14 protein-coding genes are annotated in these 12230 nt (G+C 72.6%); 10 read left to right on the plus strand and 4 right to left on the minus strand.

Features of this window, described 5'->3' with window-relative positions; genetic code table 11:
• The first annotated feature begins 31 nt into the window (after nt 1-31).
• The 3 genes from ACFY8W_RS06475 to ACFY8W_RS06485 all read left to right on the plus strand — a co-directional run bounded on the left by ACFY8W_RS06475 (nt 32) and on the right by ACFY8W_RS06485 (nt 3075).
• Nucleotides 32-496: a (4Fe-4S)-binding protein gene (locus ACFY8W_RS06475; RefSeq protein ID WP_391100967.1), complete on the plus strand. Its 465-nt coding sequence runs from the start codon at nt 32-34 to the stop codon at nt 494-496.
• 112 nt (nt 497-608) lie between these two features.
• Nucleotides 609-1025 (plus strand): SsgA family sporulation/cell division regulator, encoded by a 417-nt coding sequence (locus tag ACFY8W_RS06480; protein ID WP_391100969.1) that lies wholly within the window; start codon nt 609-611, stop codon nt 1023-1025.
• A 343-nt stretch (nt 1026-1368) separates the two neighbouring features.
• Nucleotides 1369-3075 (plus strand): ATP-binding cassette domain-containing protein, encoded by a 1707-nt coding sequence (locus ACFY8W_RS06485; RefSeq protein WP_391100972.1) that lies wholly within the window; start codon nt 1369-1371, stop codon nt 3073-3075.
• 45 nt (nt 3076-3120) lie between these two features.
• Here ACFY8W_RS06485 and ACFY8W_RS06490 read toward each other — a convergent pair whose 3' ends face one another.
• Nucleotides 3121-3585, minus strand: coding sequence for an ATP-binding protein (locus ACFY8W_RS06490; RefSeq protein WP_391100974.1), 465 nt, complete (start codon nt 3583-3585; stop codon nt 3121-3123).
• Nucleotides 3586-3775: 190 nt separating this feature from the next.
• Between ACFY8W_RS06490 and ACFY8W_RS06495 the strand changes: the two genes are divergently transcribed.
• The 3 genes from ACFY8W_RS06495 (at nt 3776) to ACFY8W_RS06505 (ending at nt 6060) form a co-directional block, all read left to right on the plus strand.
• The gene (locus tag ACFY8W_RS06495) at nt 3776-4627 is read left to right on the plus strand and encodes a Scr1 family TA system antitoxin-like transcriptional regulator (RefSeq protein ID WP_391100975.1); all 852 of its coding nucleotides are present in this window, start codon (nt 3776-3778) and stop codon (nt 4625-4627) included.
• An 11-nt stretch (nt 4628-4638) separates the two neighbouring features.
• Nucleotides 4639-4857 carry a hypothetical protein gene (locus ACFY8W_RS06500; protein ID WP_391100978.1) on the plus strand — a complete coding sequence of 73 codons (219 nt, stop codon included), beginning with the start codon at nt 4639-4641 and terminating at the stop codon, nt 4855-4857.
• A gap of 228 nt (nt 4858-5085) precedes the next feature.
• Nucleotides 5086-6060, plus strand: coding sequence for an acyl-ACP desaturase (locus ACFY8W_RS06505; RefSeq protein WP_391100980.1), 975 nt, complete (start codon nt 5086-5088; stop codon nt 6058-6060).
• A gap of 202 nt (nt 6061-6262) precedes the next feature.
• Here ACFY8W_RS06505 and ACFY8W_RS06510 read toward each other — a convergent pair whose 3' ends face one another.
• On the minus strand, nt 6263-6529 hold the full coding sequence (locus ACFY8W_RS06510) for a WhiB family transcriptional regulator (RefSeq protein WP_391100981.1): 267 nt from the start codon (nt 6527-6529) through the stop codon (nt 6263-6265).
• Between the two features lie 285 nt (nt 6530-6814).
• Between ACFY8W_RS06510 and ACFY8W_RS06515 the strand changes: the two genes are divergently transcribed.
• Together ACFY8W_RS06515 and ACFY8W_RS06520 are read left to right on the plus strand one after the other, a co-directional pair.
• A complete protein-coding gene (locus tag ACFY8W_RS06515; RefSeq protein ID WP_391100983.1) occupies nt 6815-7585 on the plus strand; it encodes a helix-turn-helix domain-containing protein in 771 nt (256 codons plus the stop codon).
• A 62-nt stretch (nt 7586-7647) separates the two neighbouring features.
• Entirely contained in the window at nt 7648-8319 is a 672-nt protein-coding gene (locus ACFY8W_RS06520; protein WP_391100985.1) for a TetR family transcriptional regulator C-terminal domain-containing protein, read from the plus strand.
• 27 nt (nt 8320-8346) lie between these two features.
• On the opposite strand, the gene ACFY8W_RS06525 is transcribed toward ACFY8W_RS06520, so the two are convergent.
• Nucleotides 8347-9237 carry an alpha/beta fold hydrolase gene (locus ACFY8W_RS06525; protein ID WP_391100986.1) on the minus strand — a complete coding sequence of 297 codons (891 nt, stop codon included), beginning with the start codon at nt 9235-9237 and terminating at the stop codon, nt 8347-8349.
• A gap of 193 nt (nt 9238-9430) precedes the next feature.
• Nucleotides 9431-10447 (minus strand): non-homologous end-joining DNA ligase, encoded by a 1017-nt coding sequence (gene ligD / locus ACFY8W_RS06530; protein WP_391100988.1) that lies wholly within the window; start codon nt 10445-10447, stop codon nt 9431-9433.
• A gap of 74 nt (nt 10448-10521) precedes the next feature.
• On the opposite strand from ligD, the gene ACFY8W_RS06535 reads away from it, so the two are divergent.
• Together ACFY8W_RS06535 and ACFY8W_RS06540 are read left to right on the plus strand one after the other, a co-directional pair.
• Entirely contained in the window at nt 10522-11580 is a 1059-nt protein-coding gene (locus ACFY8W_RS06535; protein WP_391100991.1) for an ATP-dependent DNA ligase, read from the plus strand.
• A gap of 330 nt (nt 11581-11910) precedes the next feature.
• A complete protein-coding gene (locus ACFY8W_RS06540; protein WP_391101751.1) occupies nt 11911-12165 on the plus strand; it encodes a hypothetical protein in 255 nt (84 codons plus the stop codon).
• The last annotated feature ends 65 nt before the right edge of the window (nt 12166-12230 follow it).

Here is a 12230-nt window from a genome sequence, read left to right on the forward strand (position 1 = left end):
TACCGGCCGCCTCCTTCCTAGGCTGGGTCGCATGACGGACCGCACCACCGACCCCGTCCCGGACGAGGCGCCGAAGCTCAAGGAGTACGACGGCGAGGGCATCACCGTCACCTTCGAGCCGCGCCGCTGTCTGCACGCGGCCGAGTGCGTCCACGGCCTGCCGAGCGTGTTCGACCTGTCGAAGCGCCCGTGGGTGCAGCCCGACGAGGCGGCCCCGGACCTGGTCGCCGAGGTGGTCCGCCGCTGCCCTTCGGGCGCGCTGCGCTACCACCTGGCGGACGACTCCGCCGAGCCGCCGGACTCCCCCACCACCGTCCGCCGCATGCCGGACGGGCGCCTGGTGGTGCGCGGCGACCTGGTGGTCCGCTCCGGCCGGGGCGAGCGGCACGAGACCCGGGTGGTGCTGTGCGGCTGCGGGGCCTCCGGCAACCAGCCGTACTGCGACCACTCTGGGCCCTGCGCGGGCGGCGACTTCGACCTCGCCGACGAGCGGTGACGCAGCTCACGTACCTCCGCAGTGCACGCCGGCGCCTCCTCGTTCGTCCTTCCTTGTGTCGGGGAGACGCAGGAGAACGTGGCCCGTAGCCGCGCGACAGGAGGCTGGCCCCATGTCCACCGTCATCGAGCAGGCCGTTCAGGCCCGCCTGGTCGCGTCCGCGCCCCGGGCCGAGTCCGTCGCCGCCACCCTGCGGTACGACCGCGAGGACCCGTACGCCGTGAGCATGGCCTTCCCACCGCCCGCCACCCTGGAGGGCGTCGAGGTGTCCTGGGCCTTCGCGCGCGAGCTGCTCGAGCAGGGCGTGGACGGACCGGCGGGCGTCGGGGACGTGCGCCTGCGGCCGTACGGGTACGACCGCACGGTGGTCGAGTTCCACGCTCCCGAGGGCGTGGCCATGGTGCACGTCCGCACGTCGGAGCTGCGCAGCTTCCTGGAGCGCTCGCAGCACCTGGTGCCGAGCGGGCGCGAGCACCAGTACCTGGACTGGGACCAGGACCTGGCGCAGCTTCTGGAGGAGCACTCGTAAAGGGCGGCACCCGTGAGGAGCGGCCCTCGTGAAGGGCGGCCCTCGTCAAGAGCGGCAGCCGTAATTCGGTTGCCCTCCTCCTTCTCCCGGTCGTAACGTCTTTCACGGTCCTGTTGTCGCCAGATCGGAGAAGGCCGTTGCTCGTGTGAGGTCCGAGACACCGTGCCGCGCGTGCCGCCCCGCCGCCGCGCGTGCCGTCCTCGACCTCGGCGTACGAGCGCTGCCCCGTCCCGGTTCTCCCCGGCCGCCCTTACCGGCCTCCTACGGACCGTTCCGGCTTCCGCCCGCGTCCCGGTGTCTCACGCGCTGCCCCTGACCACGCATCGCAACCCGGGAGGCTTCCATGGCGACCCGCCCCACCTTCATCACCTGTACGTCCCTCTCCTTCTCCTGGCCCGACGGGACCGCCGTCCTCGACGACTTCCGCCTGGCGGTCGGCCCCGGCCGGACCGGGCTGGTCGGTCTCAACGGCTCGGGCAAGTCGACCCTGCTCAAGCTGATCGCCGGCGAGCTCACGCCGTCGGCCGGCACCGTCCGGATCGCCGGCGAGGTGGGCTACCTCCCGCAGAACCTGGTCCTGAACACGGGACTGCGGGTCGACCAGGCCCTCGGCATCGACGCGACCCGGACCGCCCTGCACGCCATCGAGTCGGGCGACACGTCCGAGGAGCACTTCACGGCGGTCGGCGACGACTGGGACGTGGAGGAGCGGGCGCTGGCCGTGCTCGACCAGCTCGGTCTCGGGCACATCGGTCTCGACCGCACGGTCGGCGAGATCTCGGGTGGCGAGTCCGTGCTGCTGCGGCTCGCCGCGCTGCTGCTCGCCCGGCCCGAGGTGCTGCTGCTCGACGAGCCGACCAACAACCTGGACCTGCACGCGCGGCGCCGGCTCTACGAGGCGGTGGACGCCTGGTCGGGAGTCCTGGTCGTGGTCAGCCACGACCGTGAACTCCTGGAGCGCGTCGACCAGATCGCCGATCTCCGGGAGGGCGAGGTCACCTGGTACGGCGGCGCCTGGTCGGACTACCGGGCCGCACTCGCCGCCGAACAGGAGGCAGCCGAGCGGATGGTCCGGGTCGCCGAGGCCGACGTACAGCGCCAGAAGCGCGAACTCCAGGAGGCGCACGCCAAGTTGGCGCGGCGCAGGCGCTACGCGCAGAAGAGCTACGAGAACAAGGTCGTGCCGAAGATCGTCGCGAACAACCGCCGCGCGGCGGCCGAGGTGTCGTCGGGCAAGCACCGCGCCCTGCACGCCGACCGGCTGGCCGAGGCCCGCTCGCGCCTCGACGCGGCGGTGGAGGCGGTGCGGGACGACGACGAGATCCGTATCGAGCTGCCGCGCACGACGGTGCACCCGGGCCGGGAGGTACTGCTGCTGCGCGACCTGGAGATGCCGTACGGGGCGCGGGTCGACGGGGAGTTCGAGCTGCGGGGGCCCGAGCGGGTGGCGCTCCTCGGCCGGAACGGGGCCGGGAAGACGACCTTGCTGCGGACGATCGCGGGCGAGCTCGCTCCGGTCGCGGGCGAGGCCGCGGTGCGGGTTCCGATGCGCTTCCTGCCGCAGCGCCTCGACGTGCTGGACGACGAGCGGAGCGTGGTGGAGAACGTCGCCCGGTTCGCGCCGGGGGCCACGGTCAACGAGATCCGGGCGCGGCTCGCCCGGTTCCTCTTCCGGGGCGCCCGGGCCGATCGGCCGGCCGGGACGCTGTCGGGCGGTGAGCGGTTCCGGGCGACGCTGGCGGCGCTGCTCCTCGCCGAACCCGCTCCGCGGCTGCTGCTGCTCGACGAGCCGACCAACAATCTGGACCTGGCGTCGGTGCGCAGTCTGACCTCCGCGCTCGACGCCTACGAGGGGGCGCTGGTCGTGGTGAGTCACGACGTGCCGTTCCTGGAGTCGCTGGGGATCACCCGCTGGCTGCGGCTCGACGGTGAGCTGCGGCCGACGACGGCCGAGGCCGTGCGGGAGGAGGATCCGTCGGCGTACGCCCCTCGGGAGGAGGACTCGGGGGACGTGGATCCTCGGGCAGCGACGCCGCTGTCGGTGGAATAGCGTCACCGGCAGTGGGATGACGCCACGAGCAGTGGGGTGACCCCACTAGCGGTGGAGCAGGGCCCAGGATTTCGTGCCGCCACCGGGCGTGATGACCGGGGCGAGGCCCCAGTCACCGCCGTGCGCCTCGACCGCCGCGGCCAGCAGCCACATGCTGCGGCTGCGGCGGTCGCGGCATTCCTCGGCGCCGGCGGGTGTGTCGTGCGCCGGGTGCTGGTCGTAGAGCACGATGCGCAGCGCTTCGTACTGCCAGCGCACCCGCAGGATCATCTCGTGGTCCGGGGTGAAGCGGTACGCGGCGGAGACCAGTTCCGAGGCGGCGAGCACGGCGGTGTCGACGAGCTCGGCGAGGCCATGGCGGGTCAGCAGGGTCCGGACGTTCTCGCGGGCGAGTCCGGCACAGTAGGCGCCCCCGGGCAGGAGCATCGAGTAGCTGAGGTTCTCGGTGGCGGGGGGTACGGGTCCGGCCGGGTCTAACGCGGCCGGAAGGCAACGCAATGCGCCCTTCATCAGGTTCTGCTCACATTTCCTCTGGTGTGGGGGTGCTCACAGCCGAAAGCGATAGCCCCGTGTGAGACTGGCGCTACCGACCGTAGCGCACGACCGGAGCACAGTGCTACTACTTGCCAGTACTCGCCGGCACTTATGGCATTCCGGCCATTTCTCCGGGATTCACCCGGAACCAAGGGGGAGATCGAGCGTGCCACCCAGGAGCACCCCGACCGCGCGCCAGCAGCGCCTCGGACACGAGCTGCGCAGACTGCGCGAGCAGTCCGGCATGTCGGCCCAGCAGGCTGCGGCCCTCCTGGGCGTCGACCGCACCCGCATCCCGCACATCGAGTCCGGCCGCTTCGGGATCAGCCCCGAGCGGGTCCGCACCCTGGCCTTCAACTACGGCTGCCCGGACACCGTCCTGGTCGACCTGCTCGCCGCCATGGCCCAGGAGCGGGACCGCGGCTGGTGGGAGCAGCACCGCGGACTGCTGCCGCCCGCCCTGCTCGACATCGCCGAACTCGAATACCACGCGCAGGAGTTGCTCACCTCGGTGACCACCCACATCCCCGGCCTGCTGCAGACCGAGGAGCATGCGAGGGCGGTGTTCGACACCGCCGTGCCGCCGCTGCCGGAGCCGGACCTGGAGGCCCGCCTGGCGTTGCGGCTGCGCCGCCAGGAGGTGCTCGACCGGGACCGGCCGACGCGGTACGAGGCCGTGATCCACGAGGCCGCGCTCCGCATGCAGTTCGGCGGCCGGAAGGTCGCGAGGGCCCAGCTGGAGCACATCCTGGAGCGCTCGGAGCGCGAGACGATCACCGTGCGGGTCATCCCGTTCACCGCGGGGGGTTTCCCCGGCGCCGGCCAGTCGTTCACCTATGTGTCCGCGCCCGTGCCGCAGCTCGACACCGTGCAGCTCGACTCCTCGCACGGCTCGACACTGCTCGACACGGACATGCAACTGCGCCGCTACCGGGGCCTGTTGGAGCGGCTGCGCGGACTCGCGCTGCCGCGGTCCGCCTCCCGCGACCTCATCCGCACCATCGCCCAGGACCTGTGAGGGACCTCCACATGAACGCCACCCACGACACCGCCTCGCCCCGGGACATCACCTGGAACGAGGCGTTCTGCAGCGAGGGCGCCAACTGCTTCCGCTTCGGCATCGACGACACGGGACGCGCCTACATCGGCTCGACCCTCGCGCCCGACGCGTACGTCAGCGACTCCGTCGAGGCGCTGCGGGCCCTGATCTCCGCCGTGAAGGCGGGGGCGGCCGACCATCTGCTCTGAGTAGCCGGCCCGGCGCGCGGGGCAGAGCCGAGGGGGGCGCACCGGCGCGTGACCTGGGTCTCCCGCACCCCTCGCGCGCGCCGCGTGACCCGGTCACATAACCGAACGTAACCGGACATCGCCGAGACGGGCTTGGCCACCGCCTTATGGGGCCTTTAACCTACGGTCTCGTAACCTACGAATCCGTAGGTAGTTCCGTATGCCCTTCTCCGTCCCCAGGAGTTCCCCGTGACGCTCACTTCTCCCCACCTCGGCAGCTCGGCAGGGTGGACCGACGCGCGGCTCCTGTACGCCCTGGAAGAGGTCGTGGAGAAGGAGCTGGAGCGGCACCTGAAGGTCACCAAGGACTGGATGCCGCACGAGTACGTGCCCTGGTCGGACGGCCGGAACTTCCCCGGCCTCTTCGAGGACGGCGAGGCCTGGGAGCGCTCGCAGTCGAAGGTCACCGACGTCGGCCGGATCGCGCTCGTGGTGAACCTGCTCACCGAGGACAACCTCCCCAGCTACCACCACGAGATCGCCACCCTCTTCGGCCGCGACGGCGCCTGGGGCACCTGGGTGCACCGCTGGACCGCCGAGGAGGGCCGCCACGGCATCGTGATGCGCGACTACCTGCTGGCCTCGCGTGCGGTGGACCCGGACGAGCTGGAACGTTTCCGCATGGCACACATGAGCGAGGGATTCGAGTCCGACAACCGGCACTCGATGCTTCACTCGGTCGCGTACGTGGCCTTCCAGGAGCTCGCCACCCGCATCTCCCACCGCAACACCGGCCACCAGTCCGGCGACCCGGTGTGCGACCGGATGCTCGCCCGCATCGCGCTGGACGAGAACCTGCACATGATCTTCTACCGCAACCTGCTCGGAGCGGCCTTCGAGATCGCCCCGGACCTCACCATGCAGGCGGTGCGGGACGTGGTCGTCGGCTTCCGGATGCCCGGCCACGGCATGCCCGGCTTCGAGCGCGCGGCGGCCCAGATGGCGATCGGCGAGATCTACAACCTGCGCATCCACCACGACGACGTGCTCCAGCCGGTCCTCCGCTTCCTCAAGGTCCTCCAGATCGAGGGCCTCGGTCCGGACGGGCTGCGCGCCCAGGAGGAGCTGGGCCTGTACATGGACGGCCTGGACGGCGAGGCCCGCAAGTTCGACGAGCGCCTCGCGGCGCGCAAGGCGCGGATGGCGGCCCGGGCCGCGGGCTGATCCGGATGGGCCGCCGGCTGATCAGGATGACGCCGGCGCCGGGGCGGAGCCCGGGTCGGCGCGGGCGCCCGAGCGGGGCGCGGGAGCGGGCACTAGTGGGGCGCGGGAGCGCGGCACCGCTGGAGCGGGCGCTAGTGGGGCGCGGGAGCGCGGCACCGCTGGGCGGACGCTAGCGGGGCGCCGGCTCGGTACTGCCGGGCGGTCAGCCCCGGCGCCGCTTGAGCTTGATCCGCTCCTTCTCCGAGAGCCCGCCCCACACCCCGAACCGCTCGTCGTGCGCCAGCGCGTATTCCAGGCAGGCGACGCGCCCCTCGCACGCCCCGCACAGCAGCTTGGCCTCACGGGTCGAGGAACCGGGCGCGGGGAAGAAGAACTCCGGCCCGGCCTGGGCGCACAGCGCGTCCTGCTGCCAGGAGAGGTCGTCGGCCAGGAGGGTCTGCGGGGCGGAGAACATGGTGTCGGTCTGCATGGAACCAGGCTGGTCGGACGCCCTAAACACGCCATCAACGTCCGATCAACGCGCTTCACGAAAGCCGTCAACGCGGCGCGCCGGGGCGTCCAGCCCTCCGTTTTCGGCCATTTCCCTCCCCCCCACCCCACCTCACGGCGTCACCCCCGACCCCGCTCCACGGCCTCACTCGATGACCCACTCCTTTCCTCACCGGCTCCCACGCCGTGGGACGGCTCGTGAACGGTGTGTTTCCGGCGCCGGATCCCGGCCGGGCGCGCTCCCGTCATATGGCAGCGTGAGGTCATGACCACCCAGGCCCAGCCCGCCCCCGCGTCCCTGTCCGCCTCCCTGCCGGCGCCGGCTCCCACCGGGCCGCCCGCGGGAGCGCAGGCCGTGCGCCGGGCCCTGGACGTCCTGCACTGTTTCCACGACAACGGCCCCGACCCGACCGCCTCCGACCTCGCGCGCCGGCTCGGCCTCTCCACGTCCACCGCCCACCGGCTGGCCAGGACCCTGCTCGCGGCCGGTTTCCTTGAGCAGGACGCGCGCACCGCGCGCTACCGGCTCGGGCCGGCCGTCACGGAGCTCGGCCGGCTCTCGTACCACCAGCGCGGGCTGCACCTGGCCGCCCCCGAGCTGCGCGACCTCGCCGAGCGGACCGGCACCACCACCTCCCTGGCCCTGCGCAGCGGGGCGCACGCGGTGATCGTGGCGGGCGACGCGGTCACTCCGAAGGCGGGCCTGCGGCGCCCGCTGCGCTCCACGGCGCCCGGCAAGGTCCTGCTCGCCTGGCCCGGGGACGGGGAACCCGGCCTGCCGGACGGAGAGTCGGCGCTCGTGCGGGACCGGGGCCACGCCCTGGACGACGACGATCCGTGCCAGGGTGTGCGCACGCTCGCGGTGCCGGTCCTCGACCGCTCCGGCCGCGCGCGGTTCGCGCTCGCGGTACGGGCCGCGTCTCCGGCACTCTCCGACGCCCGCCTCGACCGGCTGCTTCCCCAGGTCCGGGCCTGCGCCCGGGCCCTGGAAGTGCTGCTGCTCCCGCCCGGCGAGCGGCGGGCCCCGCAGGCGTAGGGCAGGACCCGCACCGGACACGGCAACTGTCCGCACGATCGTGCGGACAGTACGATGGGGGCATGACAGGCAGCACGAAGACGGACGGGCGCGTCGAGCGCGGCAACCAGACCCGGCGGCTCGTCCTGGGCCGCACGATGGACATCGCGTCCGTCGAGGGCCTGGAAGGACTGTCGCTCGGGCGGATCGCCACCGAGCTGAAGCTGAGCAAGAGCGGTGTCTTCGCACTGTTCGGATCCAAGGAGGAGCTCCAGCTCGCCACGGTCCGGGCCGCCACCGCCGTCTTCGCGCGCCGGGTCGTCACGCCGCTGGCGGAACTGCCGCCGGGCCCCGGCCGGGTGTGGGCGCTGTGCAGGAACTGGCTGGCGTACTCCTCCGAGCGGGTGTTCCGGGGCGGCTGCTTCTTCTACGCGGTCTCCGCGGAGTACGACGCGCGGACGGGCCCGGTGCACGACGCCGTCGCGCAGGCCCGCCTCGACTGGGTCGCGTACGTGGAGCGGGCGATCGAGGAGGGCCGGACCGCCGGCGGTTTCGTCGGGGACGTCGACGCGCCGCAGCTCGCCTTCGAGATCATCGCCCTCATGGAGTCGGCCAACGCCCAGTCCGTACTCCTCGGCGACCCCGCCGCCTACGCACGGGCCGAGCGCGGGATCGCCCGGCGGCTGCGGGCCGAGGCGAGCGACGGGGCACGGGACGAGATCGACGCCCCGGCGGGTCCGACGGGCCCGGCCTGAACCGGACGAGAGTCCCGGCCGCCCGCTTCAGCGGACGGCGCCCACCGCCCGACGCTCGGTCGTCACGAACTCCACTACCTGCGCGACAATCTGAGGGTCGTTCAGAATCCGCCGGTGGCCGAGGCCTTGGGTGACGACCAGCCGCGCGCGCTCGGCGTGCGCCTCGGCGAGGACGTGCGCGTGGGCGAGCGGCACCATGCCGTCGGCCTCGTCGTGGACGAGCAGCACGGGCGCGTCGAGGTCCCCGGGACGCCATGCGGCCTCCAAGTGCTCCCAGACACCCGGCTCGTCCGGGGCGAGCCGGCGCTCGACATGGCGGCGCATCGCCCTCATCGCACGGTCGCCCATCCCGAAGGCACCCTGGAACCAGGCGGTGAGCAGCGCGAACGAGCCCACGCCGGAGATCCCGACGAAGCGCCGGGCGCGCACCCCGTCGCGCAGCGCGAAGAGGGCCGCGCTGACACCGAAGGAGTGGGCGACGACGGCCTCGAAGTCGCCGTGCAGGGCGTGCAGTTCGCGGATGATCGCGCGGTACTCGAGGATGTTGCCGGTGCGGCCCGGCGCGTCGCCGTGGCCCGGCGCGTCGAACGCGACCGGGCTGTAGCCCCGGTCGAGCAGCGCCTCGGCGAAGGCGGCCAGGCGCGAGGCGCGCGAGGACCAGCCGTGGACCAGCAGCACCGGCCGCCGCCCGTCGCCCCACGCGTAGGTGACCGCCTCCTTGCCGCTCTTGCCGGCCTGGCCACCGATGCGTATCCGGCCGACCCGGGCGGCAGCCATCAGCGGCTCCTCGGCGGGTTTGACGCGGGGCCGGCCGGCCGGGCGGACGAAGAGGTGGAAGACGGCCCGCCCGGCGAGGGCGGGAGCGATGTACGCGGCGGTGTTCAGCGTCGCGCGGACCAGCAGAGCCTTCGGAAACATGCCGGATCTCCTCGATCGTCCTCGATACGAGAAAATACTAGCACGACCGTTCGTGTTGTTTTTGGGCGCAGGACCGAGCTCGAAGAAGCCCGACGGAGTCGGCCACGGCCCGGCGGAGTCCGCCACGGCCCGCCGGAGGGAGCGAGGGAGCGGGGCCCGGCCCCCAGGGCGCCCGGCCGGCCGCCCGACGGGACTAGTCCTTCTTCGCCCTGCTCGGCTGCACCCGCTTGGGTTCGCCCGGCATCTTCGGGTACTCCGGCGGATAGGGCAGGTCGCCGAGACCGTGCTCGGCCTCGTCGCGGCGGGCCAGTTCGAGCAGCGGCTCCAGGCTGAAGCGCTGGTCGTCCATGTCCGCGTGCACGTCGCCGAGTTCGGCGTACCGGGCCGGCATGGTGCGGATGTCGAAGTCCCGCGGCACGGCGTCGTCGATCTCCTCCCAGCGCAGCGGCGCGGAGACGGGCGCGTGCGGGCGGGGACGGACGGAGTAGGCGGAGGCGATGGTGCGGTCGCGGGCCGTCTGGTTGTAGTCGAGGAAGATCCGCTCACCGCGCTCCTCCTTCCACCACTTGATGGTGACCCGGTCCGGCATCCGCCGTTCCAGCTCCCGGCCGCAGGCGATGGCGGCCCTCCTCACCTGGGTGAACGTCCACTCGGGCAGGATCGGGACGAAGACGTGGAGGCCGCGCCCGCCGGAGGTCTTGGGCCAGCCGCGCAGCCCGTGCTCGTCCAGGACGGCGCGCAGTTCGTGGGCGGCGCGGACGGCGTCGGCGTAGTCGGTGCCGGGCTGGGGGTCGAGGTCGAGGCGCAGTTCGTCGGGATGGTCGGTGTCCTCACGGCGTACCGGCCAGGGGTGGAAGGTGACGGCGCCGAGATTGGCCGCCCACAGCACCGCGGCCGGTTCGGTGGGACACATCTCGTCGGCCGAGCGGCCGCTGGGGAAGGTGATGTGGGCCGTGGGGATCCAGTCCGGCAGGTACTTGGGCGCGCGCTTCTGGAAGAAGGACTCGCCGGTCACGCCGTCGGGATAGCGCTCCAGGGTCGTGGGCCGGTTCCGGAGGGCGCGGGTGATGCCGTCACCGACCGCCAGGTAGTAGCCGACCATGTCGAGCTTGGTGTAGCCGGTCTCGGGGAAGTACACCTTGTCCGGATTGGACACCTTCACGGTCCGGTCGCCGACCTCGAGCTCCACCGCTGCCGCCTTGCCTGCCATGCCGGTCAGCCTAGGTCGGGCACACATGACGCGCATATCGGGACGAATCACCCCCGGGCTCCTAGACTCGCGCCATGGACCTGCCGGTGATGCCGCCCGTGAAACCGATGCTGGCGAAGGCCGTCAAGAAGATCCCGCCCGGCATGCACTACGAGGCCAAGTGGGACGGTTTCCGTGCCCTGGTGCACCGCGACGGCGCGGAGGTCTTCATCGGCAGCCGCACCGGCAAGCCGCTGACCCGTTACTTCCCGGAGCTCGTCGACGCGTTCCTCGCCCGCCTGCCGCAGCGCTGTGTCGTGGACGGCGAGATCGTCATCGAACACGACGGCCGGCTCGACTTCGACCGGCTGACCGAGCGGATCCACCCGGCCGACTCGCGGGTGCGGATGCTGGCGGAGACGACGCCCGCCCGGTTCATCGCCTTCGACCTGCTCGCCCTCGGCGACGAGGCCTTCCTGGACACGCCGCTCGCCGAGCGGCGCGCCACCCTGGAGACCGCGCTCCACGGCGTCGCTCCCCCGGTCCACGTCGCGCCCGCCACGACGGACGCGGAGCTGGCCGCGCACTGGTTCGAGCAGTACGAGGGCGCCGGGCTCGACGGCGTGATCGCCAAGCCGCTCGACCTGCCGTACCGGCCGGACGCCCGGCTCATGTACAAGATCAAGCACGAGCGCACGGCCGACGTCGTCGTGGCCGGATACCGATTCCACAAGAGCGGCCCCGTGGTCGGCTCGCTGCTGCTTGGCCTGTACGACGACCGCGGCACCCTCCAGCACGTCGGCGTGTGCGCGGCCTTCACCGCCCGGCGCCGTGCCGAGCTGGTCGAGGAGCTGGCCCCGCTGGTCATGGACCCGCCCGGAGGACATCCGTGGGCGGCCTGGACGGACGAGTCGGCGCACGAGGCCTCCCGGCTGCCGGGCGCGCCGAGCCGCTGGTCCGGGAAGAAGGACCTGTCCTGGGTGGCGCTGCGGCCCGAGCGGGTCTGCGAGGTGGGGTACGACCACATGGAGGGCGACCGCTTCCGGCACACGGCGCAGTTCAAGCGGTGGCGCCCGGACCGCACCCCGGAGTCCTGCGGCTACGGGCAGCTGGAGGAGCCGGTCTCGTACGACCTCGGCGAGATCCTCTCGTAGCCGCGCGGCCCCTCCCGGGCGGTACGGAGATCGTTTCGCCTCGGGGCCGACGTGAGATGCCCCACATCGGGTTTGGTGGCAACGGTCATTTCCCGCCCTGCCGTTCGACGGACTGACGCTCGATCGGACCGGGAGACCCGGTCGCACCTGCGGGAACGTCCGGCGCGCCCGCGGGGCCCTCCGTACGCCTCGCCGAGGGCGGCCCGCGGGTGTTGCCCGGCGGTGACGGGGCCGTGGTCGAACCGCCACCCCCATCCGGTACGTATGGAAGTACGTACGGACGAGAGAAACCCTCTCGCCGCCCCACGAGCCCCACAAGGACCGACCGTGATCGTCTCGCCCTCGACCCTCGTCCCCGTGCCGATCCCCGACCGCGTCGCCGCGCTGATCGGGTCCTGCCTGCCGCTGCACGTGCTCCAGGCCGAGGTCGACGCCGACTGCGCCGCGCGCGAGGTCTACCGCTTCCGCGGACCGCTGTGCGCGGAGGACCGGGCGGACCGGGAGCACGCGCTGGCCGCGCTCGCCCGGGCCAACAAGATCCTGGCCAAGCACCACCCGAAGCTGCCGGTGCGCCCGGACTGCTGACGCGGCGACCGTCCGGCACGACGCCGTCCGGCCGCGCGGCGCACGGGCCCGACGCACCGCACCGG

Origin of the sequence: Streptomyces sp. NPDC012637 (assembly GCF_042954805.1) — a bacterium.
In the GTDB taxonomy this organism is placed as follows: Bacteria; Actinomycetota; Actinomycetes; order Streptomycetales; family Streptomycetaceae; genus Streptomyces.

Bases quoted from the DNA above. Each gene is read 5' to 3' on its own strand.
- ACFY8W_RS06535 (WP_391100991.1), top strand. From the start codon at position 10,522: ATGGACCTGCCGGTGATGCCGCCCGTGAAACCGATGCTGGCGAAGGCC.
- ACFY8W_RS06480 (WP_391100969.1), top strand. From the start codon at position 609: ATGTCCACCGTCATCGAGCAGGCCGTTCAGGCCCGCCTGGTCGCGTCC.
- ACFY8W_RS06520 (WP_391100985.1), top strand. From the start codon at position 7,648: ATGACAGGCAGCACGAAGACGGACGGGCGCGTCGAGCGCGGCAACCAG.
- ACFY8W_RS06485 (WP_391100972.1), top strand. From the start codon at position 1,369: ATGGCGACCCGCCCCACCTTCATCACCTGTACGTCCCTCTCCTTCTCC.
- ACFY8W_RS06475 (WP_391100967.1), top strand. From the start codon at position 32: ATGACGGACCGCACCACCGACCCCGTCCCGGACGAGGCGCCGAAGCTC.
- ACFY8W_RS06500 (WP_391100978.1), top strand. From the start codon at position 4,639: ATGAACGCCACCCACGACACCGCCTCGCCCCGGGACATCACCTGGAAC.
- ACFY8W_RS06510 (WP_391100981.1), bottom strand. From the start codon at position 6,529: ATGCAGACCGACACCATGTTCTCCGCCCCGCAGACCCTCCTGGCCGAC.
- ligD (WP_391100988.1), bottom strand. From the start codon at position 10,447: ATGGCAGGCAAGGCGGCAGCGGTGGAGCTCGAGGTCGGCGACCGGACC.
- ACFY8W_RS06515 (WP_391100983.1), top strand. From the start codon at position 6,815: ATGACCACCCAGGCCCAGCCCGCCCCCGCGTCCCTGTCCGCCTCCCTG.
- ACFY8W_RS06525 (WP_391100986.1), bottom strand. From the start codon at position 9,237: ATGTTTCCGAAGGCTCTGCTGGTCCGCGCGACGCTGAACACCGCCGCG.
- ACFY8W_RS06490 (WP_391100974.1), bottom strand. From the start codon at position 3,585: ATGAAGGGCGCATTGCGTTGCCTTCCGGCCGCGTTAGACCCGGCCGGA.